This is a genomic window from Polynucleobacter sp. UB-Siik-W21 (assembly GCF_018687415.1).
Classification (GTDB): Bacteria; Pseudomonadota; Gammaproteobacteria; order Burkholderiales; family Burkholderiaceae; genus Polynucleobacter.
In genome coordinates, this window is record NZ_CP061289.1 from 738,816 (window position 1) to 760,492 (window position 21,677).

The 21,677-nt window shown below is 44.4% G+C and carries 28 protein-coding genes; 27 read left to right on the forward strand and 1 reads right to left on the reverse strand.

Features of this window, described 5'->3' with window-relative positions; translation table 11 throughout:
• The first annotated feature begins 336 nt into the window (after positions 1-336).
• From C2756_RS03785 to C2756_RS03840, 12 genes are all read left to right on the forward strand, one after another.
• Positions 337-792: a CBS domain-containing protein gene (locus C2756_RS03785; RefSeq protein ID WP_215296722.1), complete on the forward strand. Its 456-nt coding sequence runs from the start codon at positions 337-339 to the stop codon at positions 790-792.
• Positions 793-844: 52 nt separating this feature from the next.
• Positions 845-2,461, forward strand: a complete 1,617-nt coding sequence (locus tag C2756_RS03790) for an EAL and HDOD domain-containing protein (RefSeq protein WP_215320154.1) — start codon at positions 845-847, stop codon at positions 2,459-2,461.
• A 130-nt stretch (positions 2,462-2,591) separates the two neighbouring features.
• Positions 2,592-3,638 (forward strand): fumarylacetoacetate hydrolase family protein, encoded by a 1,047-nt coding sequence (locus tag C2756_RS03795; protein WP_251372113.1) that lies wholly within the window; start codon positions 2,592-2,594, stop codon positions 3,636-3,638.
• 69 nt (positions 3,639-3,707) lie between these two features.
• On the forward strand, positions 3,708-4,058 hold the full coding sequence (locus C2756_RS03800) for a hypothetical protein (RefSeq protein ID WP_088524989.1): 351 nt from the start codon (positions 3,708-3,710) through the stop codon (positions 4,056-4,058).
• 25 nt (positions 4,059-4,083) lie between these two features.
• Positions 4,084-4,290: a hypothetical protein gene (locus C2756_RS03805; protein ID WP_088524988.1), complete on the forward strand. Its 207-nt coding sequence runs from the start codon at positions 4,084-4,086 to the stop codon at positions 4,288-4,290.
• Positions 4,291-4,473: 183 nt separating this feature from the next.
• Positions 4,474-4,860, forward strand: coding sequence for a hypothetical protein (locus tag C2756_RS03810; RefSeq protein WP_215296724.1), 387 nt, complete (start codon positions 4,474-4,476; stop codon positions 4,858-4,860).
• A gap of 176 nt (positions 4,861-5,036) precedes the next feature.
• Positions 5,037-6,338, forward strand: coding sequence for an EAL and HDOD domain-containing protein (locus C2756_RS03815; RefSeq protein ID WP_215296725.1), 1,302 nt, complete (start codon positions 5,037-5,039; stop codon positions 6,336-6,338).
• 78 nt (positions 6,339-6,416) lie between these two features.
• Positions 6,417-7,067, forward strand: coding sequence for a response regulator transcription factor (locus C2756_RS03820; RefSeq protein WP_215296726.1), 651 nt, complete (start codon positions 6,417-6,419; stop codon positions 7,065-7,067).
• A gap of 172 nt (positions 7,068-7,239) precedes the next feature.
• Complete coding sequence (locus tag C2756_RS03825) at positions 7,240-7,539, forward strand: flagellar protein FliT (protein WP_215296727.1); 300 nt, start codon at positions 7,240-7,242, stop codon at positions 7,537-7,539.
• A gap of 11 nt (positions 7,540-7,550) precedes the next feature.
• The gene (locus tag C2756_RS03830) at positions 7,551-8,456 is read left to right on the forward strand and encodes a flagellar hook-length control protein FliK (RefSeq protein ID WP_215320156.1); all 906 of its coding nucleotides are present in this window, start codon (positions 7,551-7,553) and stop codon (positions 8,454-8,456) included.
• Positions 8,449-8,715 (forward strand): EscU/YscU/HrcU family type III secretion system export apparatus switch protein, encoded by a 267-nt coding sequence (locus tag C2756_RS03835; RefSeq protein WP_088524982.1) that lies wholly within the window; start codon positions 8,449-8,451, stop codon positions 8,713-8,715. Before C2756_RS03830 ends, C2756_RS03835 begins: the two co-directional genes overlap by 8 nt.
• A 94-nt stretch (positions 8,716-8,809) precedes the next feature.
• Positions 8,810-9,124 (forward strand): hypothetical protein, encoded by a 315-nt coding sequence (locus tag C2756_RS03840; RefSeq protein WP_088524981.1) that lies wholly within the window; start codon positions 8,810-8,812, stop codon positions 9,122-9,124.
• Between the two features lie 28 nt (positions 9,125-9,152).
• On the opposite strand, the gene fliE is transcribed toward C2756_RS03840, so the two are convergent.
• A complete protein-coding gene (gene fliE, locus C2756_RS03845) occupies positions 9,153-9,533 on the reverse strand; it encodes a flagellar hook-basal body complex protein FliE (RefSeq protein ID WP_215320158.1) in 381 nt (126 codons plus the stop codon).
• Positions 9,534-9,784: 251 nt separating this feature from the next.
• Here fliE and fliF point away from each other — a divergent pair, with 251 nt between their 5' ends.
• The 15 genes from fliF (at position 9,785) to fliR (ending at position 21,673) form a co-directional block, all read left to right on the forward strand.
• On the forward strand, positions 9,785-11,407 hold the full coding sequence (gene fliF / locus C2756_RS03850; protein ID WP_215320160.1) for a flagellar basal-body MS-ring/collar protein FliF: 1,623 nt from the start codon (positions 9,785-9,787) through the stop codon (positions 11,405-11,407).
• Entirely contained in the window at positions 11,407-12,417 is a 1,011-nt protein-coding gene (gene fliG, locus C2756_RS03855; RefSeq protein WP_088524978.1) for a flagellar motor switch protein FliG, read from the forward strand. The genes fliF and fliG overlap by 1 nt, the downstream gene beginning before the upstream one ends.
• 1 nt (position 12,418) lies before the next feature.
• Positions 12,419-13,066, forward strand: a complete 648-nt coding sequence (locus tag C2756_RS03860; protein ID WP_215296731.1) for a FliH/SctL family protein — start codon at positions 12,419-12,421, stop codon at positions 13,064-13,066.
• The gene (gene fliI / locus C2756_RS03865; RefSeq protein WP_215320162.1) at positions 13,063-14,520 is read left to right on the forward strand and encodes a flagellar protein export ATPase FliI; all 1,458 of its coding nucleotides are present in this window, start codon (positions 13,063-13,065) and stop codon (positions 14,518-14,520) included. The genes C2756_RS03860 and fliI overlap by 4 nt, the downstream gene beginning before the upstream one ends.
• Positions 14,521-14,522: 2 nt before the next feature.
• The gene (gene fliJ / locus C2756_RS03870) at positions 14,523-14,984 is read left to right on the forward strand and encodes a flagellar export protein FliJ (RefSeq protein ID WP_215320164.1); all 462 of its coding nucleotides are present in this window, start codon (positions 14,523-14,525) and stop codon (positions 14,982-14,984) included.
• A gap of 11 nt (positions 14,985-14,995) precedes the next feature.
• A complete protein-coding gene (locus C2756_RS03875) occupies positions 14,996-16,156 on the forward strand; it encodes a flagellar hook-length control protein FliK (RefSeq protein WP_215320166.1) in 1,161 nt (386 codons plus the stop codon).
• 5 nt (positions 16,157-16,161) lie between these two features.
• Positions 16,162-16,512 (forward strand): BLUF domain-containing protein, encoded by a 351-nt coding sequence (locus C2756_RS03880; RefSeq protein ID WP_088524973.1) that lies wholly within the window; start codon positions 16,162-16,164, stop codon positions 16,510-16,512.
• Positions 16,513-16,628: 116 nt separating this feature from the next.
• A complete protein-coding gene (locus C2756_RS03885; RefSeq protein WP_215320168.1) occupies positions 16,629-17,048 on the forward strand; it encodes a hypothetical protein in 420 nt (139 codons plus the stop codon).
• A 171-nt stretch (positions 17,049-17,219) separates the two neighbouring features.
• Complete coding sequence (gene fliL, locus C2756_RS03890) at positions 17,220-17,705, forward strand: flagellar basal body-associated protein FliL (protein ID WP_215320170.1); 486 nt, start codon at positions 17,220-17,222, stop codon at positions 17,703-17,705.
• 13 nt (positions 17,706-17,718) lie between these two features.
• Positions 17,719-18,738: a flagellar motor switch protein FliM gene (fliM, locus tag C2756_RS03895; protein WP_215320172.1), complete on the forward strand. Its 1,020-nt coding sequence runs from the start codon at positions 17,719-17,721 to the stop codon at positions 18,736-18,738.
• Entirely contained in the window at positions 18,728-19,075 is a 348-nt protein-coding gene (fliN, locus tag C2756_RS03900) for a flagellar motor switch protein FliN (RefSeq protein ID WP_215320174.1), read from the forward strand. The genes fliM and fliN overlap by 11 nt, the downstream gene beginning before the upstream one ends.
• Before the next feature lie 50 nt (positions 19,076-19,125).
• A complete protein-coding gene (gene fliO, locus C2756_RS03905; protein WP_215320176.1) occupies positions 19,126-19,743 on the forward strand; it encodes a flagellar biosynthetic protein FliO in 618 nt (205 codons plus the stop codon).
• 10 nt (positions 19,744-19,753) lie between these two features.
• A complete protein-coding gene (fliP, locus tag C2756_RS03910; RefSeq protein ID WP_215297340.1) occupies positions 19,754-20,533 on the forward strand; it encodes a flagellar type III secretion system pore protein FliP in 780 nt (259 codons plus the stop codon).
• A gap of 75 nt (positions 20,534-20,608) precedes the next feature.
• Positions 20,609-20,878, forward strand: a complete 270-nt coding sequence (gene fliQ / locus C2756_RS03915) for a flagellar biosynthesis protein FliQ (RefSeq protein ID WP_088524967.1) — start codon at positions 20,609-20,611, stop codon at positions 20,876-20,878.
• 18 nt (positions 20,879-20,896) lie between these two features.
• Positions 20,897-21,673: a flagellar biosynthetic protein FliR gene (gene fliR, locus C2756_RS03920; RefSeq protein WP_215296739.1), complete on the forward strand. Its 777-nt coding sequence runs from the start codon at positions 20,897-20,899 to the stop codon at positions 21,671-21,673.
• The last annotated feature ends 4 nt before the right edge of the window (positions 21,674-21,677 follow it).

Genomic DNA, 21,677 nt, shown 5'->3' on the forward strand with positions numbered 1-21,677 from the left:
TGAGCTATGAGCCAGCCCCTCCGGCATTGGCATTTAAAGCGCCAGTTTTGAACTAAGCAAATACTTTGCTTGAGGCATTTGGGGCTGGTTTTGAGCTTCTTTGCCTTTCTTCCTAAGTTACAGAACCCGATTTAAGCTCCTTTTTTTAGGATTTTCCCTAAGATTGCACAAAAAACAGGCCAATCAGGATAGGATATACGCATAAGTTGGCATGACTTTTGTTTTTGTTTGGATCAGCCTATGGCTTGGATAGAATCGATGAATGACCAATGTATGTTGCTAGCTGGATTTTCCGGCGCTGATATTGCTCTGAAGATATAAAAGGATAAGCGTCGTATGCCAATGGTAAAAAACTGTTTAGCCAACAAATCGAATACACTGATTTCAGTGAGTTCCTCTGACTATGTTGTCAAAGTATTAGAGCTCATGCGCGATAATTTAGTGCGCTCTGTATTGGTGATTGATTCCGATCAATTAGTAGGAATCGTTTCTCAGGGTGATTGCGCTATTAAAGTGCTGCTTCCAGGTTTGAGTGCCAAAGAAGTATTAGTCAAGGCGGTCATGACCCCAAACCCCATCTCAGTAGCTTATGAAGATGATTTGCGAGACTGCATGCAAATCATGATTTCCAAAAGAATTCGTCACTTGCCTGTAGTGGATGAGGGCAAAGTCAGAGGTGTGATTTCTGTTGGAGATGTGGTGAAAGATACTTTGGAACACAGAACAGGTCAAATTCAATTTTTAGAGCGTTATATAAAAGAGTGGGATAGCTCAAAAAAAAATGATTCATAACTTTTTTAAAACCGTATTCATTCAAAAGGAAATCTTTTTAGTAAGAAAATAAATGGCACTATTTGGTAAAAAAACGCAGTCCGCTCCCGTACAGGCTCCTAAGGGACCTGAAAAAGTTGCGCCTGAAAATTCATATTTAGGACGTGAACCTATCATCGATCGCGATCAAGCGATCATTGGGTATGAACTTTTTTTTCGCCCGGGAACTACTCTGAAGGCAAAGCGGGTCAATGAACGTAATGAGGTGTTAGCGCAAATTGCCAAACGCTTAGAAGCAGATCCGAAGGCAGAAGTCACTTATCCCGATGAAATTACAGATGCTAATTTGCGGGATGATGAGGGCAATGAAGTCAAAGAAGTCACTCTTAGTGAAATGCTCTACGCACTCAAAACTAAAGGTGTGGCTCAGTCACTTGGCTTACATTTGGGTTTTATCAAAATTCATCCCCATCAATTAGGAGATGAGTTGCGCGGCATTCCTGCCATGAAGTTTCCTTTACAAATTGATTTGGCTGAGATCTTGGAGGCGATTAAAACTGAAGTCCCTCCGGATGAAACTGTGAAAGATAGTAAGAAGGATGCCAAAAATCCCGATGATCCAGATGCGCCTAAGGTGCCTGAGATTCTGGAAAAGCTCGAGAAGATGTCGAACATCGGTTACAAGTTTGTGCTGACGGGTTTGACAGAGGTATTTGATGGTCTCGAAGACATCTTGCCGAAGTTTCGCTATGTCAAGCTTGATATTCACCATGTAGAGAATGCAGCCAGCTTGATCGAATTATGTAAAGCCACGCCGTTACCAAGAGATACTAAGTCGCCTGCGAAAAAAGGTGCAAAAGCCGGTAGTGATGGTGCTGTGATGCAGATGATTGCAACACATGTAGAAACTCCTGAAGATTTTCATAAGGCCCGCGACTTAGGTTTTGATGCCTATGAGGGCTTCTATTTCATTAAGCCTGATCCAGATCTGTCCTTACATCGTGGCGATGACTATCGGAAGATATTAAAGCTACTGACTTTGCTGCTTTCGTCACCTGAACTCCACGAGTTGGTTGATGAGATCGAGTTGAACCCAGTTGTGGCAAAACATTTAATGGTGATCGCGGAAGTCGATGCTGGCAGGAAGCGTGCAAAGCCTGAGAATGTTCGAGACGCTGCAGTGATTTCTGGAGTTAAGCGGATTACCCGTTGGACCCAACTGCTGCTCTATGCAGATAGTAAGGCTAAAGTTTCTTTGGAATCTACCCCCTTACTACAATTAGTTTGCGTCAGAGCATTCTTTATGGAATTAGCATCGGTCAAATTGCCAGCTGGGGCTGGATTGGGCTCGAGTGATTTGGCTTTCTTGGTTGGCGGATTATCCTTAATTGATAACCTCTTTGATGAGTCTAGTCGAGAGATTTTGTCTAAATTCAATTTGCCTGGAGTCGTTGTCGATGCGATTTCAGATCGCAGTGGCGTTTTAGGTAAATTACTCACCCTGGCTGAGGCTGCTGAGATTGGCGACTTAGAAAAATGTCAGCAGCTATGCGCTGGTGAATTGGGGTTATTGACTTTGGATGATGTTGCCCAAGATTCTCTGTTGGCTATTAAAACCTTCGTTGCGCAAACCCAGCTGGCTCCAGATGAGGACGTTTGGGAGCAAGCCGAAGTGACAGAGGAAGAGTAATTCAGTTAATAACGGAGTTTTAACCGGCTTATTAGCTGAGTTGTTAAATGCGTGATGAGCTTATAGTGACTCAATTAGTGGCTCATTTAGCCGTTAAACTATCTAACTCAATCACCACGCTGGAGCAATCATGAGCGCACGTCGCCGCTTTATTAAGACCTTTTCCTTGTCTGGAATGGGTATTGTGGCCGCCTCAACTCTAGGTTTTTCTTCGGATGCTGCTGCGCGTAGATTTAAATTTGCCAAAGAGCAAGAGGCCTATAGTGGTCCCCACATCATGGTCAAAAATGCCAAGATCCTATCCATTAAGAATAGTGATGGTACAGAGACTATGGGAGTCATTAGTACAAAAGGAGTGATTGACGTTCGTGCTGTTGCGAAGAAACTCAATATCACGGCTCCATACACTCTGGATCAATTGCTACAAGAGGGTAACGCCACCGCATTTAATAAGGTGGTTGCTGGCGCAGAAAAGTCTGGCGTGCCTTATTTGTCGGAATCGAAAATTCGCTATGGCAGACTTTTCAAGAATCCAGGCAAAATTATTTGTGTTGGCATTAATTATCGTCAGCATGCAGAAGAGGTAGGTGTCGCTAAGCCAGCGGTTCCAGCCTTGTTTAATAAGTATGACAATAGTCTAGCTGCTCATAATTCTGTATTAGAGATTCCAGCACCCGATGTTTCTTATAAGCTCGACTATGAAACTGAGCTCCTTGTAGTGGTGGGGAAAAAAGGGCGCAATATTCCTGAATCAGAGACACTCAATTATGTTGCTGGCTACTGCACTGCAAATGATTTCACCTCACGCGATTTGCAACTCGATCTTCCTGGTGGTCAATGGATGATTGGTAAAACCTTAGATCAATATGCGCCTATCGGGCCAAACTTTGTGACCGCTGATTTAGTAGGCGATCCCAATCAGTTGCAAATTCAGACCTTTGTGAATGGTGAGATGCGACAGAACTCGAATACTTCTGACTTTATTCATAATGTTCAAAGATTGCTCGCCTATATCAGTACTTACTGGACGCTCGAACCTGGCGATATTATTTTCACCGGTACCCCACAGGGCGTGATCGCCAATATGCCCAAGGATCAGCAAGTTTGGTTGAAAAAGGGCGATGTGGTCACCAGCGTTGTAGAAAAGTTGGGAGAGCTCAAATTTACTTTGGGCTAGGGACTATAGCTAGATTCAAGAGTAGGATAGAGTCTTAGGGTATCAAAAGCTTAAAAGGGAAAAAAGCTAATGAAGCACAAGCCATTCATCATCCTCGCCGCTCTCATGATTTCTTCATCCGCCTATGCCCAAAGAGAGGGTGGGGGACGAGATATTGGGCATGGCAATAACGGTAACAACGGCTACGGTAACAATAACAACTATGTTGTGGTGCCCTATGACGCTGGTAATGTACCTGGAGCTCCCAATAGCAACCAGCCCGTGACCGTAATGAATGGTCCAAACGGCTCTACTCAAACCCAGGTCGGCACTACCACCTACTATTCCCCTGGCGGAAGTTCTGTGACGAACGGCAATCGCACCATTTATTCCAACGGCAGCAATTGCGTTGTGCAGGGCAATAAAAAGACCTGTAACTAGTTTTGCCGTCAAAAATAGATACGCAATGGATCAAAGAACCGAAATAGAGACTCTGTTGCATGATTTGGGTCAGCCATTGCTTGCTATTCGCTTAAATGCTGAGTTATTAATGCACTCTCTTGGTGAATCGGGCTCTGATCCCATTAAGAAGAAAATCCAGGCTATTTTGCAAGCTAGCCAAGAATCGATGGATATTGCAGCCCAAATTGCCGCTCTAGATAATAATAAATAATCAATTAAATCAATATCTTAAGAAACATTAGCCATAATAATTAGAAATTTCTAGTCATTGAGCTTAAGTTTTGAGTTTATGGGTCGTAAAAGATGGTGAGGGCTTGTAAGTTATGTAGGCTCGGGTTGAATTTTAAGGTTTCATTGCACGATTTGAAAGGATAGCAAGGTTAGAGGAGGTTATATGAATATGCAAATAACACCTTCGGCTGCTGTTTCTAGTTATTCATCAGCCAGCGAATCACAAGCACGCCAAGGGTACTTGGGCGCGTTGGCTGCTGCTTTGCGCAATGGTGATGTAGTTGCTGCTCAACAGGCATTAATTGAGTTGCGTGGTGTTGGCGGTGGCGTTAGCCCAGATGCTCTGTTTGAAAAGATCGATAACTCCATCAAGTCAAGCCGTACGGATGAAATTAAGTCAGCCTCTTTGGCTCTTGATGAGTACAGAAAATCGGGTCAAGTTGACCCGTATCACAATAGCGAAAAGATGCCTGGTGCTCAAAAAGCACCTTTGCCAGTTCAGTTAATGGCTGCCTCCGGTACAGGTACCCTGGTCAATATCAAGGTTTAATAGCCAATTATCAGGCTCAGTTTCAGGTTAAACCTGGAATCTTGAGAATAAGCCCGAAAAAGTGGCCTTATTCTTCGAATTGAAAATCCCGTCTTTCCTCTACATTGGTAGCTTATTTATCAGGATAGCCAAAGTCCGTCCATTAGCTGGCTGGGGCACCTTTCAACAAGGATCATATGATTGCGACTACTGAGTCTTCTGTGGATTTAAGCACCTCCGAAATCTTTCTTGCGCGCAATTCCGTGTTTGATAGCTCGGGCAGGGTGATGGCCTATGAAATGCTTTTCCGTTCCCGAGAAAGCGTAGATGAAGGGCGACCTGATGATTTAGCAACAAGTACCCAAGTGATTGTCAATTCGATGAGCCACTTTGGTTTAGAAGGCGTGCTCGGTTCAGCCGATGGTTTTATTCATGTCACTGAGAAGTTACTCAAGAGTAATACCCTGGAGATTCTGCCTGCGCAGCGCATCATTTTAGAAATCTTGCCAGACGTTTCTCTCAATGCAGAAATGCTCAAGCGCTTACAAGACCTAAAAACAGCTGGATTTCGGATTGCGCTTGTAGATACTAGCTTGAGCGATGCAACTCCAGCAAAGGGCGTAGTAGAGAATATCGACGCTATTTTGCCTTTGATTGACATTGTTAAGGTAAACCTACAAAACACTTCACCTGAAAATACTGCTGATTTGATGAGCCGGGTTCGTCAATTAGCAAACCCGATTTTTTGGGCAACACTAGTTAAGACTGGTGAAGATTTAGCGGCTTGTAAGGCACAGGGTTTTAGTTTATTTAGCGGACCTTATTTTTCCCAGCCTTTAGTAATGCGCAGTAAAAAACCGCAAGCACTGCAAGTCAGTCTAATGAAAATTGTCGGACTCCTATTTAAGGATGAGGGCATTGCGACTTTAGAGCCTCTGTTTAAGGCCAACCCCGATCTCACATTGGGACTGTTTCGCTTAGTCAATTCTGTTGGTGTAGCAGGGCATTTACAAATTAGTTCGGTACGTCAGGCTTTGGTTACCTTGGGCCAAAAGCAACTATTGCAGTGGATGTTGCTCCTCATCTACACAGAAGCAGGGAATGCCGCTACTTCAGAACTCCAGCGTCGTGTCGTGAACCGTGCCCGTTTAATTGAACTACTCTCACAGCATGAAGATATTACTCAGCCAGGATTAAGTGATCAGGCTTTTGTAGTGGGCCTCCTTTCTTTGGCGCACAAGGTCACCGGTCAAACTTTGGAAGAAGTGCTCAAGCATATTCACCTAGCTGAGCATTTGCAAAATGCGCTCTTGCATCATGAAGGTATTTTGGGTCAATTGCTCGTCTTGACGGATGCGATTGAGGCAGCTGACTTTGGTCGCATGGAAGCCTCTAGGAGTCACTTGGGAATTTCAGCACAATCTCTCACAGATTTGCAGCTTCAGGCAATCCATTGGACCAATGAGCTTGATCGGCAGATGAGTGCGGTGAAGGGCTGATGTACTGGTAATTTTGTCATTTTCGGCAATTCTGTAGATTTCGTTAGAATGTCATAAAACTAAATTGAGACGGCCTTTATGACATTAATGAAGCACCTACGTATTGCCCTTGCAGATGATCATGCAATCATTCGTGAGGGTCTAGTCCAGGTGCTCAATACACATCCTGGTATCGTGGTTGTGGCCGAGGCTAAGTCAGGCAAAGAGGCTATTAAATTAGCCGATAATCTAGAATTGGATTGTTTGGTGCTCGATATTGATTTGCAGGACCGCAATGGTATTGAGGTCATTAAATCGATTCGTCGCAATAATCAAAAGCTACCGATTCTGGTGCTCTCAATGCATCCACCTTCTCAGTATGCGGCTCGGGTTTTATCTGCGGGTGCCTTGGGCTATATCACGAAGAGTGAACCCACTCAGGAGTTGGTCTTAGCGATTCGTCGCGTCGCAACCGGTGCAAAATATATCAGCCCTGTCGTTGCAGAAATTTTAGCGGAACGCTTTGGGGATGCCCAAACTGCTGCAGACCCGCATCAATGTCTATCTGACCGCGAGCATCAATTTATGATGATGGTAGCTACTGGATTGACTGTTAATGCAATTGCTGAAAAGCTCAGCCTTTCGCCGAAAACGGTCAGCATGTACCGCACTCGTACGCTGAAAAAGATGGGCATGAAAACGAATGCAGAATTAGTACATTACGCGATTAAAAACAATTTATTGGCTTAATTCGGGTCTTTGCAGTATAAAAGTTGCTATTGGTGTCCCTAATTAATCTAGTTAAACCGCTTTTACAGGTCTTATATTGGAATTGTCTAGACTCAAAGTTTTGTAGTATCTATATTGGATAAACAAGGTTTTCTTACGATCATCGCAATCGCTTTTACAAGTCAAAAATTTAATGCCCAATAGCGATATGCTCTCCCTCTATGAAGCTGTGACTGAAATCAGTCAGCAGATGTTGCAAGCTGCTCGTCAAAAAGATTGGGATGGCTACGGTAAATTAGAGATTTTGTGTCAGGGTTATATTCATCAAATTCCGGTGCATGGTGAGCAAGCTCCGCTTACTCCTGAAGCTCTTGAGCGAAAAATTGCTTGCCTTAAAACTATCTTATCTAACGATAAAGAAATTATGGATTTAATGCAGCCGTGGATGTTGCGCTTGACTGACATCATGAATGGCCAGTCTTTCAAGAAATAAGTAGATCAGTCATGGCTATCAATCCGATTGGTGGTATCAATCCAGCAATCGCGCCAACGGCAATCGGGCAGCCTAGCCAGCCCGCCCTCAAGGTAGGTCTAGAGTACGTCGGAAAAATTGTTTCTTTTGATCCTGCTGGAACGGCTGAGGTACAAATTGGCGAACAAGTATTCGGCATGAAGCTGGGTAGTAATTTTGTAGTAGGGGATGTACTGCATTTTCGCTTTCTCGGCAGCGATCCAAACCCTACCTTTCTATTATTAAGTACTGGTGCTAATCAATCTGCTTTTGAGAATGTGATTTTGAGCGGTACGAGCTTGCTGATTACACAATTGCAAGACGAAGCTCAGTTACAAGGACAGCTTTCGAAGGTAGAGAGTTTGCTGCCCCCTCTGATGCAAAGCCCCCTGAACTCACAACTCACGGCAGCCCAATTGCAAAATGCCATCATCATGAGCGGGCTCTTTTATGAATCCCATCTGGCGAATTTTGCTAAAGGGAAGTGGCCTTTAAATACATTGATGAAAGAGCCTCAAAATCGTCCTAACTTTAATGCGTCACAAGTTGTGAATAAACAGTTAGATGCTTTGGAGAATCAGACGATTCGCTGGAGCGGCAATATTTGGCCAGGGCAGCCAATGGATTGGCAATTGACTTACGAGGAAGAGCAGTCACCCCAAACGGTCTCAGAGGAAGGTGTCGCTCAAACCATTGTGAGTGTGATTGAGTTAGATTTACCCAACTTAGGTAAAGTGCAGGCTCGTCTGACCTTGCGGGATAAGGCCTTAAGTGTGCAACTTAAAGCTGAGAAGTCGCAGACTGAAAATCTCTTCAAACAAGAATTATCAGATCTCAAGAATACCTTTAATGCTAATGGTCAGGAGCTTAAAGCGATGGAGGTCATCGCACATGGATAAGGCTAAGAATCTACAGCAGGCGGTAGCTTTGACTTATGAGCATGGTGAATTTGCCCCTAAGGTATTGGCAAGCGGAAAGGGCTTAGTGGCCGAGCAAATCATTGCCAAGGCGAAAGAACATCAGATTTATATTCATGAATCAAAGGATCTGGTGGGCTTGCTCATGCAGGTCGATCTTGATGAGAATATACCTCCGGCTTTATATCAGGCGGTAGCAGAAATTCTGGCGTGGCTATATCAGCTCGAAAAGCAGGCTTAGGGAATTACCTGATAGAGTAATGCAATGGATTGCTAAAATATCAGTAGTCAGCATAGTCATTGAGTTTCAAACCTATATTGCATGAATTGAGAATATGTCTGTATCCATTGAGAGCACCCTAATTTTGCAAATGAGCGCTGCTTATAACGCCCATTTTATGCAAAATGCAAATGCGGGCGAAGCCCTAGTGCATATGATGGAGATGTGCAATTCGCTACATCCCAAGCTGAGATCAGTAAACCCTAAAGAGGTATTGGCATTATTCTCGATGGGCAAAACCTTTACCAGCAGAGCACAGTTACGAAACTTTGCAGTAGATGTGATCGTCTATCTAGTCGGTGATGTTGTGGGTTCTCATTACTCGCGTGCTGAGTTGACTGAGGCTACCCAACAAAAGATAACGAGCTAATTGTCACTATTGCACTGGTGACAGGGTATTACACCTGCATATTCATGATGTCGTGATAGGCGGAAACGAGCTTATTACGAACCTGAACAGTTGCTTGAAATGACAGACTGGCCTTTTGTGTTGCTACCATGACATCGGAGAGGTTGACGCTATCGTCACCGAGAGCAAAGTTTTTACCTAGCTCAACTGCCTTAGTCTGGCTTTGGTTTACTTGATCAAGAGATGACTTCAGCGCGGTAGCAAAATCAATCGATGGGGTAGACTTTGGGCCATCCCCGTTGTTAATTCCCTTAATACTATCTAGGCCCTGAATTGGGGCAGCCAGGTTTGCAGGGGCGGCAGAAGACGCAGCCTTTAATTGGGCCAACATTGCTTGAATACGCCCTGAATCAATAGCGCCGACACTCATGATGGAACTCCTCACTGAAACTTTTCAATGGAAGTAATGTAGCAGTAAAGAATGGCGGCAGTTTTGGCAATAAGAAGGAAAAAAAGGCCTTATTCCTTCAATTGAAATGAAATTTCCCTATTCATAATGACGTCTAACATCATATTTATTTAGGGCGTATTGGACAAATCATGCAAAAAACCGATCTTATCAGTTTCCAGAATGATCTTCAATCTGCCTTTTCATATCACTAGTAGGTCGGGAAAATTGTTATGGAAAGCTTGTTAGCGCGCTTAAATTTGCAGGGCACTAGTAAAAAAGTGCTGCTGTCCGCGGGTATTGCTGCGGTGATTGCAATCATGGCCGTCTTTTGGATCTGGAGTCAGGGACCTAAATATAAGGTCGTGTTCTCTAATTTCAACGATAAAGATGGCGGTGCCATCGTGTCTGTTTTAGAACAGCAAAACATTCCTTATAAATTAGCGGATGGTGGTGCTTCCATTCTGGTGCCAGCCGAATTGGTGTACCAGACCCGTTTGAAACTAGCAGCTATGGGTTTGCCTAGAGGCGGCAATGTTGGCTTTGAGCTTCTGGAAAACCAAAAGTTTGGAGTTTCTCAATTTGTAGAACAGGTCAACTTTCAACGTGCCTTAGAGGGTGAATTAGAGCGTAGTATTCAATCCATCTCTGGGGTTGAGGGTGCTCGAGTCCATTTAGCCATCCCTAAAACGTCCGTGTTCGTGCGTGATGCGCAAAAACCAACGGCATCCGTTTTAGTGAAGTTAATGCAAGGTCGTACCCTAGACCAAAATCAGGTCAGTGCAATAGCCCATTTAATTTCTAGTAGCGTCCCAAATTTAAGTCTAGCCAGTGTTGATATCGTTGATCAGACTGGTAGCTTGCTTTCTGATGCCAAAAAGGGCGGTTCAAAAACTCTAGATGCAAACCAACTCAAATATGTTGAGGACTTGCAAAAAAATATTGTCTCGCGAGTACAAGCGATTATTACCCCAATTGTGGGCGAGAAAAATGTGCGGGCTGAGGCGAATGTCGAAATTGATTTTTCAAATACCGAAGAGGCTAATGAAATTTATAAGCCAAATCAAAAGCCTGAGGTTGCCGTTATACGTAGCTTGCAGACTAATGAATCGATTGTGCCTTCAGGATCAACCAATGGTGGCGTACCAGGTGCTTTAAGTAATCAGCCTCCCGCAAATGCAACGGCTCCTCTGAACACCACCAATAATGCTGCTCCTGGCGGCGCTGCTGCTGGTGCCGGCGCCGGAGCCAATAATGCTGCTGCTCAAAATCCGATGAGCACGCAAAGAAATTCAATTACGAATTATGAAATTGATAAAACGATCTCGTTTACCCAAAAATCCATGGGCGGGGTGAAGCGTTTATCAGTAGGTATCGTTGTTAATAACAAGGCTGATGTTGATGCTGAAGGCAAGCCTACTACACGCCCTTTAAATGATGCTGAAAAGCAGCAGATTATTGATTTAGCCAAACAAGCGATGGGCTTTAATGAAACGAGAGGCGATACTTTAAGCGTGGTGAATACCCCATTTACCCCTGCTAAAGAGGCTGATGTATCTGAATTGCCAGTCTGGAAAGATCCTGTATATATCGAAATGGCCAAAAATATTGGTCAAATTCTGGTCGGCTTAATCGTGCTATTCATTATGTATCGCAAAGCAATTAAACCGATGCTAGCCAATTTATTGGCGCCAGATGAGGCCCCGACTACGCTTGATGATAGTCTTGACGAAAATGGCAGACCCATACCAAAATTGACGCCATATCAAAAAGACCTCAAGACCATTCAAGCTTTGGCTAAGGAAAATCCAAAAGTAGTAGCTGATGTGGTTGCGGGTTGGGTAGGAAATAGCTAATGGCAACAAATCCAAACGAAAGTAGCGTTCTTAAAGCTGCTATTTTGATGTTAGCTCTCGGCGAAGAGGGCGCATCACAGGTGATGAAGCACGTCTCTCCACGAGATGTGCAAAAGTTGAGTGCCGTCATGACTACCCTACGCAGGGTTGAGCAGGCTACGGTAGCTGACACGCTACGGGATTTTTTTAGCTATGCTGGCGAAGGTGCCTCTCTTAATATTGACACCGATTCGTTTACCCGCAATGTCTTAACCCAGGCATTAGGGCAAGAAACTGCCTCAGGTCTATTTGAGCGCATTCTAGAAAATAAAGATTCAGAGGGTATTGATAACCTCAAGTGGATGGATGCAACAGCTGTCGCTGATCTTATCCGTTATGAGCATCCTCAAATTATTGCCACGATTTTGGTGCATCTTGAGCCTGAGCAGGCTTCTCAAATTCTGACTTTATTTAATGAGGATTTACGCAAAGATACGATGTTGCGTATTGCTACTTTGGAAGAAGTGAAACCACAAGCGCTCAAAGAGTTAAATGTGGTACTGGCCCGTTTATTGAGTGGAGCTCAGACTTCCACTAAAAAACAAATTGGTGGCATTCGTGCGGCTGCAGATATCATGAACTATATTGGCCAAGCTCCACAGCAAGTGCTGATGGATCGTATTAAAGAATACGATATTGAAATTGCAGAAAAGATTAATGATGAAATGTTTACCTTTGACGACATCATCAACATTGATGATCGTGGTATTCAGACCATCTTGCGTGACGTTCAATCTGATGCCTTGGTAACTGCTCTCAAAGGCGCTAGCGCTGAGTTGCGTGAAAAGATCTTCAAGAATATGTCATCTCGTGCAGCTGATATGATGCGCGACGACTTAGAAAACAAAGGCCCTGTCAAACTTTCTGAAGTGGAAGCACAGCAAAAAGAAATTCTGATTGTTGTCAGGGGCTTGATCGAAGATGGCTCAGTGATGTTGCCAGGTGCCGGAGGCGGTGAGGATTACCTCTAATATGGAAACTTCTCGCGCCTGGCCTAAAGCAATAGGCGAATCCTTTTTTACTGATCTGATCCCAACTAAGCCGGCTGTTAAGCCCGAACCTAGTCCTGCTCAATCGATGAGTTTTTCTCCTGAGAAAATCAAGGAGATTTTGGATAAAGCCTATTTGGATGGCTATGACCGTGGCATGAAAAGCGGTCACGAAGCCGGCATGAATATGGCGAATGAAAAATTGGCAGTTGAACAAGCCGATTTGAAAAATCTGATGAATGGATTTTCGAATACCGCCAAAGAGAAAAGTAAGGTCTTGTGTGAAGATGTATTAGCTTTATCTCTAGATATTGCTAAAGCAATGCTCAAAGAGCATCTCAAGATTAATCAAGAAGCCATCTTACCCATATTGCGACAAGCTACCAATAGCCTGATCGATAGCGAAGGGCCACTCCATCTCAAGTTAAACCCTGAAGATGTGCAGATTGTGCAGAAATATTTACAAGCTGAATTAAGTAATTGGCAGATAGAAGAAGATATTCGGATTGAGCGTGGCGCTTGCATCATTGAAACATCAGGCAACACCGTAGATGCTACGCATGAAAATCGCTGGCGCTTAATTTGTGATGCCTTAGGTCAGAACCATGATTGGCTGGTGGAGAAATCATGAGCATCGCGAACCCCTTAGATTCAATCGGCAGTGATCATGCTCACCTGAATCTAGATGGGCTTCTCAGTAATTATTTACGTCATTGCTCTAGCGCAGTATCGACTGTCGATAATGTTGAAGTGGCTGGACGTGTCACGAAGGTGACTGGTTTAGTGATTGAAGCGGGCGGCATATTTTTACCGATTGGTAGTGTTTGCGTGATTCCAATGGGTGATGGACAGCAGGTTGAAGCCGAAGTCGTTGGCTTTGATCATGGACGCTTATTTTTGATGCCTCAAAGCAATATCGAAGGTATTGCTCCAGCCGCTAAAGTGATCTTGAAGTCTATGCCAGTGCGTACTTCACAATTTCATAAGCCCTTTGATCTCAATGACGATTCTAATCAGAGTGAAACTCGTGTAACCCGCTTGCCAGTGGGTGATCATCTCTTAGGTCGTGTACTTGATGCCGCAGGCGTGCCTTTAGATGGCTTAGGCCCTCTACAGGCGGATCATTTTGCTCCTTTGCAGTCAGAGCCGATTAATCCTTTAAAGCGAGCTCCGATTGACACAATTTTAGATGTTGGTGTGAAGGCAATTAATAGTCTGCTGACAGTAGGACGTGGTCAGCGGATGGGCCTATTTGCAGGCTCCGGCGTTGGTAAAAGTGTGCTGCTTGGTATGATGGCCCGCTATACCGATGCTGATGTCATCGTCGTCGGCTTGATTGGTGAGCGTGGCCGCGAAGTAAAAGAATTCATTGAACATATTTTGGGTGAGGTTGGTTTGGCGCGCTCCGTGGTGATTGCAGCACCTGCGGATGCTTCACCCCTCATGCGTTTGCAAGGCGCTAATTATTCAGCCACGATTGCAGAACATTTCCGTAGTCAAGGTAAACATGTATTGCTGATCATGGATTCATTAACCCGCTTTGCTATGGCGCAACGTGAAATCGCTTTGGCTCTCGGTGAGCCGCCTGCAACTAAGGGTTATCCGCCTTCGGTATTTGCAAAACTCCCTAAGCTGGTTGAGCGTGCTGGCAATAGTGATGTTGGTGGTGGTTCGATTACTGCTTTTTATACTGTCTTGACAGAAGGTGATGACCAACAAGATCCGATTGCCGATTCAGCACGAGCGATTTTAGATGGCCATATTGTGCTGGATAGAACTTTAGCCGAAGCAGGGCACTACCCAGCCATTGATATTGAGCAGTCGATTAGTCGCGTCATGCATAGTATTGTGGATACGCAACATCAACAATCGGCTCGTAAGCTCAAACAGCTCAGCTCGAAATATAGTCGCAATCAAGATCTGATCAACGTGGGTGCTTATGTACCTGGAGCGGATGCCGTTTTGGATGAAGCGATTCAGAAACGCATAATGATTGAAAGCTTCTTGCAGCAAGATTTTGCGACACAGTGCAACACCCAGGAAAGTATTGAGCAGCTTAATCAGATTATTACGCAGCAAGGCTAAGCATGGCGAACACTCTGAATGGCATGAATACCCTCTTAGAGCTTTCTAAGCGAAATCTGGATAAGGCAGCCGAAAGATTGGCTAAAGCGAATCGTGATGTCGCGCAGGCGCGTGAACAAGAAACTCGCTTGCAAACCTATCGTGATGAATATATTGCTCAGCGTAATGCTTTATCACTTGAAGGGGTTACGGCTACTGATCTGCAAAATTACATGCTCTTCTTGAAGAATTTAGATCAGGCCATCGTTAGTCAGGGCGGTGCTATTCATCAATACGAAGAAATCGTCAAACACCATTTAGCGTACTGGCAAAAATGTCAGGCTAAAAAAAGATCATACGAAGTCATCATCGAAAGAAATCAATTGCAAATGCAAAAGTTAGCGAATAGGCGCGAGCAGAAGCAAATGGATGAGTTCAGTAGCAATCAACGCCGCTTTTTATCGGCCAATCACTCTGGTGCATAAAAAAGATCGCCATGAATATTGATCTCAAAGCGCAAACCCAATCCTTGCTCAACAATAGTGTTGGGCAGGAGGCTGGTGGATCGTCTAATGCCAAAGCGGGTGCAGCGACTTTGCCCATTTTTAGTCAATTGCTTTCTTCTCAAGTCAAAGTATTTCAAGAGCTAGATGCTAAAAATACGGTGAATACCGCGCAATTACTTTCACCTAATATCGTGCAGGCTAGCAAATTGCAAGCCAAAGACAATCCTCACCAGGAAGAGGTGAGGGCTGCTGTGAGTAGGCAAGCTGATGCCTTTATCAACATTGCTAAGGCAGGCGAGATCCATTCTGTGCAGACAAGCACAGCGCAAAATCCTCAGATTACGCAGCCTCGTACTGAGTTCGCTTATGCCAAGCTAGCTGAAATGCAAGCGCAAGCCAAAAATATGCGGGTGATTTCGAGAGAGCCGGGGTTAAATACCGATGCTGAGATTCTGCAAGCGCAGGCTAGACGCCAAGGTCCTACCCAAGCGCTATCCAAAAATGCGACGTTTGAGATGCCAGAGAAAGATCAGTTGGCAGCTAAAAAGAGTACAAATCTAGCAACCGAGGCGATTACTGCCATGGGAATCTCTGCATCAGAAAATCAGGGGCAAGGCAGTCAAGCGGATACTGGTGGTGAATCAGAGTTTGGTAATGCACCTATTCAAGCCAATACGATGCATGGTCAAGTGCATGCCCAGTTTGGTTCTTTACAGTGGAGCGAGGAGATCTCACAGAGAATGATTTTGATGGTTGGTGCTAATATGCATTTAGCTGTTTTAAATCTCAATCCTGACAATCTTGGACTTCTAAAAATTGTGATTACCGTTAAAGATCATCAGGTGAATGCGACTTTTGTATCGAACAATGCCGATGTACGCCAAGCCTTGCAAGACGGCTTAGAGCATTTGCGTAGCTCGATGAGTCAAGCAGATCTCGTTTTGGAGCAGGCGGATGTCCGCTCTGGGCTTAGTTATGAAGAGAGTCGGGCGAGCGCTCTAGCTTCTCAGGCCGAGTCTGGTGCCAATTTTGACCTTTCATCAGAACATCAAAATGCTTTGAGCCAAGTGCTCAATGATCAAGCACCCAAGGGCAGCAAAGCTCAGGGCCTGCCGATGCAGTACGATGGCACTGTTAGCGTATTCGTCTAATTTTTATGGCTATTTATCAACTCATCTACGTCAGCTCTGCAACAGAGACTTTTACTCGAGAAAAGTTTCTGGATATGGCTTTTGTGATGAGCAGTGAAAATACCAAGGTGGGTATCACTGGTATGTTGGTATTTAAGGATGGTAATTTCATGGAAGTCCTCGAAGGTGAGGAGTTGGCTGTGAAAGGACTTTTTGGCAAAATTGAGCAAGATTCTCGTCACACCCTAGTAAGCGTGATCCAGGAGGGTGAAATTAGCACCCGTGAGTATCCTAGTTGGGCAATGACTTTTTATAACCCTCAGACTGAGGAATACGAGCATGTTGGCTCGCCGATTCAGTGGCAGGACAAGCTTTGAAACTGGTCATGAATAGTCAAATCATCCGTCTAGAGCCTGCACAAAATTCAGAATTGAGAGCAAAAACCCCCTTTATTCTCCGATTTGAATCCTGCCCATCCCTCTAAAATCAGATGATGACTAATTTAGGCAACCTACCTAGCTCTTTTGGTAATTCACTGAACTCCGGCTTTCTAGCTAAAGGGGTTTCTGCTGAATTTCATGGTGCACCCACAAATAGCAAATCTTCTGTGGGCGAGCCTTTATCCAGTTTTATGGATGGATTGGGTAGCTTTTTAGGTAAAACGCTGTCTGGTGGTTTAGCAGTTGCCTCCGTTGCCATGCCTGGCGCCTCTTTGGGTATTTCTAAATTGGGTGATGCAGCAGCCAGTACTTTGTTACATGGTTTACTGAGCTCACAAACTTCGAGTGCTCCTAAAAATGAGATGTCTGCATTAGCTGGTATGACTGCTTCTGCCGGTCAAATGATGCCACGTCACCCTTATCAAGCTCAGCCTACTGCTTTCCCAGGGGCTAGTTTCATTACTTCGGCCTAAGTTTTACTGAATACTCCCTTTTAAGGGAATTTAGCCCCCAGTAAACCTCTAAAGTAGTTTTCAAAATAGCCTCTAAACGCCTTTATAAGGGGTGTTTCTCCCTCTTTTCTAAGTATCTAGTGTCATCAATTCCATTGATAATGAGGAATAATTTTCACAATGGAGCGGTAAATGGCAGAGAACGAACAACCGGTTAAGCCCAAATCTAAAAAGATGTTATTCATCATCCTAGGTGTGGTGCTCGCATTGGCCATCGGTGGCGGGGCGGCTTACTATTTTTTGGTCATGAAAGCTGATTCTCATGCGGCGGAGGCTAGCAAGCCAAAAACTCCAGAACTCCAGATTTTTGTACCTTTGGAAGTCTTCACAGTGAACTTGCGCCCTGAGAGTACAGAGCCGCAACAATACCTGCAAACTACCTTGAACTTACAAGTGCCTTCTGAAGAGATGAGCGCCAGTTTGAAAGCGCGTATGCCAGAGTTGAGAAGTCGTATTTTGTTAATTCTCACCAATAAAAAAGCTTCAGAAATCACTTCAGTTGAAGGTAAGAATGCCTTGATGACTGAAATTATTGAGCAACTTCAAAAACCATTTAGCGGCAGTGAGACAGAGCAAAAGATCACTGGCGTCTATTTCACTTCTTTCATTATTCAGTAAGTAAGAGCCCATCATGGCAGATGAGAATCTCACCGAAGGTGAACTTGACGAGCTGTTAAAAGACGTTGAGCTCACTGAAGAGCAAAAAAATGCTCAAATGCAGGAACAAAGCCTGCAGGGTGCACCAGCGAAGACTTTTAATTTAGGCACCCAAGAGCGCCTAGTTCGTGGCCGTATGCCCACGATTGAAACGGTTCATGAACGTTTTATTCGTTTGCTGAGAATTACCGCCTCTAACTTATTTGGCACGCTCATAGAAGTAAAGACCTCAGCAACAACAACCTGTAAGTATGGTGAGCTTCTATCCAAACATAGTCAACCAAGCAATATTAATTTGATCAAACTCAAACCACTACGTGGTACTGGTTTGTTGATCATCGATCCCAATTTGGTGTTGTACACCGTTGACAATCTTTTTGGTGGCGGAGCCCGTTTCCCAGTGTCCATCGAGGGTCGCGAGTTCACGGCTACTGAGATGCGGATTGTGGGTACATTGTTAAAGACTTTCTTTGCTTCATATCAAGAAGCATGGGCCCCGGCCTACGAGATCGAATGTGATCACGTGAGCTCAGAAATGAATTTGTCATTTGTGAATATCGCTATGGCAAGTGAATTGATGTCAACCACCACATTTACACTGGTGATTGGTGAAGCCAGCTACGAGATTGACTTATGCATCCCTTATATGATGCTCGAGCCAATCATGGATATTCTGACATCCCAGACTCAGGGTATGGTTGCTGAGCATGATCATGTTTGGGAAGAGACCTTGCTTCAACAGGTAGAAGCAGTTGAAGTAGAGGTGGTTGCTAATTTAGGCAATAAAACCATGCTGATGGAAGAAATCATTGCCTTAAAGAGCGGCGACGTCATTCCCTTCCCTTATTCAGCAGAAATACCGGTAACGGTAGATAACGTGCCTGTCTTATCTTGCCGCTATGGCATTTATAACAATCAATACGCATTGCGAGTTGAAAAACTCTTGAAACCTGACGCATCTGAATATATTAAAGGAGCCACTGATGGCAAATGAAATTGAATCCGGCAATCAAACGGGTGCCGAAGTGTTTAATGAGTTGGAAGGGGCCGACAAGTCCCTGCCACAAGAAAAGGATTTGGAATTCATTAAAGATATTCCGGTCCAATTCTCGGTAGAAATCGGCCGCACCAAAATTCCAATTAAGTCACTTTTGCAACTCACACAGGGCTCTATTGTTGAATTAGATGCTGCCTCTGGCGATTTGATGGATATCCTCGTCAATGGCACGATGATTGCTAAAGGCGAAGTGGTCGTAATTAATGAAAAGTTTGGTATTCGCCTGACTGAAATCATTACCCCAATCGAGCGTATTCGCAAGCTTAATAAATAAATCAATCGATCATCAAACCACACAAGCTCAATAAGCCAGAAAACAGCACGATGACCATCTTGAAAACTCGCAACTGGGCAATACTGGCAAGCTTCTTCTTTGCTGAAGTGGCGCTGGCTCAGGTCACTCGTGTTCCAGAGTCTGACGGTGGACCATTTCGAGTGATTCTGGGTTTGTTATTGGTATTAGCCCTAATCGCTGGTTTAGCGTGGGCGATGAAAAAACTTAATCATGCCAAGATTGGCAATCAATCGGTTGCCAAAATTGTCGGTGGCGTGAGTGTCGGTCCGCGTGAGCGTGTGGTAGTCGTTGAAATTGGTGGCAATTGGGTGGTTGTTGGCGTGGCTTCAGGTCAAGTCAATAGCTTGGCCAACTTTAAGATGGCAGATCTTGACTTTAGTGATGGCTACGATGAAGCGCCATTCTATGAAGATGAGTCAACACCAACTGCTAAGCAGGGGGGTCGTGAGCAACGCCAATCCGAACCCCGTTTTCAATTCAGATCTGAATTTGATGAAGAGCAGTCACCTCCTTCGTCTGAGTTTCAAGAAGAGCCGCGCAATATGCAAAGTAGTTTTAAACCTCAAACCAGTTCTGCCAAGTTTCATAAAGAAAATGTGAAGCGTTTTTTACGCAAGGTCCTCAAAGTGGGTGATGGCAATGAATGATCTTAATGAAATGAAGCCCATCCATCTTAATGCCAAGACTGTATTTTGGGCGCTGTGCTTGGGCTTTGCCTTGGCTTGTATTTTCTACACGATTCCTAGTTATGCAGCCAATAATTCATCATTGAATGTTTTATCCAGCTCCGCTGGACCTGGTGGGAGTCAAAACTACAGCTTGAGTCTGCAGACTCTGATTCTGCTGACCTCTTTATCCTTTTTGCCAACCGTTTTGTTAATGATGACCAGCTTTACCCGCATCATTATTGTGCTTTCACTCTTGCGTCAGGCGATTGGTGCGCAAGCAACCCCACCAAACCAAATCTTATTAGGCTTAGCGCTATTCTTAACCTTCTTTGTGATGGGCCCGGTGTTTGATCGAGTCTATAACGAGGCGTATCAGCCGCTCAATGAAAACAAGATCACGATGCAGCAGGCTTTAGAAAAAGGTTCAGTCCCGATTAGAGAGTTCATGCTCAAACAAACCCGTGAAACCGATCTGGCTTTGTTCTTAAATATGTCTGGCAAGAAAGTTGCCTCACCTGAAGATATTCCGATGAGTGTTTTGGTCCCTAGCTTTATGACCAGTGAGTTAAAAACTGGCTTTCAGATTGGCTTTAGTATTTTTATTCCTTTTTTGATCATTGATATGGTGGTCGCCAGTGTGCTGATGGCCATGGGCATGATGATGGTCTCGCCGGCGATTATTTCCTTGCCCTTTAAGCTGATGCTATTCGTATTGGTAGATGGCTGGCAGCTCTTATTGGGCTCCTTAGCAGCTAGCTTTGCATCCTAAGTGGTGGCAGCAAAAACTAAATAATCAAACAGATAAAAAATAGAAAAAATAAATAATAGGACCAGGACAAAAGTCATGACACCAGAATCAGTAATGAATATCGGACGCCTTGCAATGGAGACCACCTTACTGGTCGGCGCACCTTTGCTCTTGGTTTCTCTATTGGTTGGTTTGATTATTTCGGTATTTCAAGCAGCCACTCAAATTAACGAAGCGACTTTGTCTTTTATTCCAAAGCTGCTGGGTATCTTGCTGACACTCCTCATCGCAGGGCCTTGGATGATCTCAGTATTAGTGACCTATATGCGGGGTATGTTTAGTAATTTCTCGCTCTTGATGGGCTAACACCATTCATTCTTACCCATGCTGACGCTCAATAGCGAACTCATCCAAGCTTGGGTTGTCACGATCTTAATACCGCTCACGCGGATTCTGGGCTTTGTAGCCATCGCCCCGTTTTTTGGTAATCAAGCAGTCTCACCGCAAATTAAAGTGGCTATGGGTATTTTGCTCGCCATGGTGATTGCGCCTGCAGCACCAGTAATGCCAGACATTGACTTACTCTCCTTGAGTGGTGTTTTGATTGTTGCCGAGCAATTGATCATAGGCTTGGCAATCGGTTTTATGGCGCAGATTATCTTTAGTGCGATTGAGTTTGCCGGGCAGGTGAGTGGCATGACCATGGGCTTTGGTTTTGCAACCAATTACGATCCTCAGTCAGGCGGCACAACCGTGGTGATTAGTCAGCTCATGGGTATCTTGGCACTCTTAGTTTTCCTAAGTATGAATGGCCACTTGATCATGATTTCTGCATTGCTCCAGAGTTTTTATGACTTCCCCGTCACAGCACAAGCCCATATGGTGGATGGCATGATGATTGCTCTGTGGGGCGCTAAGCTATTCAGTATCGCTTTGCAACTCTCGCTACCCATTGTGGCGACTTTACTCATTACTAATCTAGCTTTAGGTATTTTGACCAGATCATCACCGCAGCTCAATATTTTTGGTATCGGCTTTCCACTAACCCTATTGGTTGGATTCTTAGTAATCATGCTGATGCTACCCACACTAGCTGCCCCTTATCAAATCGTGATCGAGCAGGGAATTGAGGCTAGTAAAAATATGCTGAAGTTGAGGTGATGTT